At 58.3% G+C, this 1,928-nt stretch carries 4 protein-coding genes and 1 pseudogene; 3 read left to right on the top strand and 2 right to left on the bottom strand.

Annotated features, from left to right (window positions below):
• Window positions 1–162, top strand: a 162-nt coding sequence (locus X773_RS76100) for a TOBE-like domain-containing protein (RefSeq protein ID WP_198023682.1), incomplete at its 5' end; no start/stop codon positions are given.
• Here X773_RS76100 and X773_RS73430 read toward each other — a convergent pair.
• Window positions 163–417, bottom strand: a pseudogene (locus X773_RS73430) (GNAT family N-acetyltransferase); the annotation flags it as partial.
• A gap of 38 nt (window positions 418–455) precedes the next feature.
• On the opposite strand from X773_RS73430, the gene X773_RS77175 reads away from it, so the two are divergent.
• Both X773_RS77175 and X773_RS76105 read left to right on the top strand, forming a co-directional pair.
• Complete coding sequence (locus X773_RS77175) at window positions 456–602, top strand: hypothetical protein (protein WP_023680966.1); 147 nt, start codon at window positions 456–458, stop codon at window positions 600–602.
• 177 nt (window positions 603–779) lie between these two features.
• Window positions 780–1,382 (top strand): sulfotransferase family protein, encoded by a 603-nt coding sequence (locus tag X773_RS76105; RefSeq protein ID WP_084641948.1) that lies wholly within the window; start codon window positions 780–782, stop codon window positions 1,380–1,382.
• A 165-nt stretch (window positions 1,383–1,547) separates the two neighbouring features.
• On the opposite strand, the gene X773_RS0140645 is transcribed toward X773_RS76105, so the two are convergent.
• Window positions 1,548–1,928, bottom strand: a 381-nt coding sequence (locus X773_RS0140645; protein WP_031213487.1) for an HAD-IC family P-type ATPase, incomplete at its 5' end; no start/stop codon positions are given.

Below are 1,928 nucleotides of genomic sequence, written 5' to 3' on the forward strand. Positions count from 1 at the left end.
GTCGCCGCCAGCCGCCGCGTCGCCGGCACCAGGCGCGTGGAACTCGAAATCGGCGGCGAACGTCGGCGGGTCGAGATCGAATTGCCCGTCGACCATCCGGCGGCGCAGAAAAGTCGCGTGGCTTTTAGGCCGCGGCGCTGGAAGCTTTTTCCGGCTGGTTGATTACGAGGCGATTACCAACTTGTGCACAACAAGACGTTTCGCTCTTTCAACGCGCCTTAGCGAGAGCGCAAGGGTCATCGGATTTTTCGGGGAAGCCGCAAAGCCGTAGTGCTCGTAGAAGGCTTTCGCTTCGTCCGATATGGCATGAACAAGAAGGCCGCGAATCCCGAGGATCGTCGCGGCGTAACGCGTGCGCAGAACGGTGTCTTGCAACAGCGCGGCGCCTAACCCCTTGCCTTGCCAGCTTGTGTCCACGCTGCTCGAATGTCGCGCGGTATACGTCGAGCAGCCTGATGGAGCAGGTCTGCACGGCCTTGCCGTTCAAGATGGCTTTGGTGGACCGCGATCACGTTCCCGGCGGAAACTCGCTGTCGGTTGTCTCCCATCCTTTGATGGGCATCCACGTCATCGACCGGCGCAAGCGCTGCGTCAGCGGATAGTGGTGTCGATCCACGCGTCTTCGCCACAGCGGCGCCAGGAGCCACCATTCCCGGCGCTTCTCCAATACTGACCTTCGCGCGCTACGGCTTGACGCGATTCGGAGCTGACCTTCAAAGATATAGCGAATTAAAGAAAACAGCGGTATTTTGACCGATTGAAATCTCCTTGGGGTGCTCATGGCTCTAGATGTCATTGGTGCAGGCATGGGTCGCACTGGCACATATTCGCTGAAGCTCGCGTTGGAGCATCTTGGGTTCGGGCCGTGTCATCACATGGCAGATGTCCACGCCAATCCCGAGCAGAAAGCGCTGTGGCGCGCCGCCGGCCAAGGACAACTCCCGACCTGGGATGCGGCATATGCCGGCTATCTTTCCGCGGTCGATTGGCCAACGGCGCATTTTTGGCGCCAAGTGAGTGACCACTACCCTAATGCAAAGGTTATCCTGACAGTTCGTGACCCGGAAGCCTGGTATGACAGCATGGCGCAAACAATAGGGCTCACGATGGATGCTGCTACCAATGATCCACAGTCCTTTGGTGTGGCGGTGGTTGGAAACACTGTCTTTGGCGGTCGATTTGATAACCGTGATCACGCAATCGCTGTCTATGAAGCACATAACGCTTCCGTGAAATCAACGCTGCCGCCTGAACGCCTTCTCACGTATCAAGTCTCCGAAGGATGGGAGCCGCTTTGTGCCTTTCTCGATGTACAGTTGCCTTCCGAACCGTTTCCACGCACCAATTCGACTGCCGAATTTCGTGCTCGCATAGGGCGCTGAACGGCGGTTTTCCACCCCGGCCGGACCTTCCCGAGCCTCATCAGGCAATCTGATCTATGAACGCGCCAACCGACCACATGCGCCAGTAGCAGTCATCCGATCGGACGAATCGAATGACCGCTTTGGCTAGTTCGGTTCGAAGCCTTAGGCTTTAAAGAGATGCGCTTAAACATCTTGGATTCGAACGCGCAGCAGTTTTGCCGAATTCAGGAACACCAGGACATCTGGCCCCAAGTGCAAAATCGCTGCCTGGATAGGACCGATCCAGCCCATCAGCGCTGCGGTAATGCCCAAAACATGCACAACACCAACGCCGACGAAGATATTCTCCTGAATTGTCCGGTAAGCGCGTCGCGCAATCGCGCGGGCGCTGACAATTCTTGCCAGGTCATCCTTCATCAATGCGATGTCGGCGGCTTCCAGCGCTGCCTGCGTGCCGCCGCCCCCCATCGCAATGCCGACATCGGCCCGTGCCAGCGCCGGCGCGTCGTTGATCCCGTCGCCGACCATCGCCACGCGATGGCCCTGCTTTTGCAATTCGGCGAT

Source organism: Mesorhizobium sp. LSJC280B00 (assembly GCF_000502835.1).
Lineage (GTDB): Bacteria > Pseudomonadota > Alphaproteobacteria > Rhizobiales > Rhizobiaceae > Mesorhizobium.

Coding starts and splice junctions, on each gene's coding strand:
- X773_RS77175 (WP_023680966.1), top strand. CDS start 456: ATGGAGCAGGTCTGCACGGCCTTGCCGTTCAAGATGGCTTTGGTGGAC.
- X773_RS76105 (WP_084641948.1), top strand. CDS start 780: ATGGCTCTAGATGTCATTGGTGCAGGCATGGGTCGCACTGGCACATAT.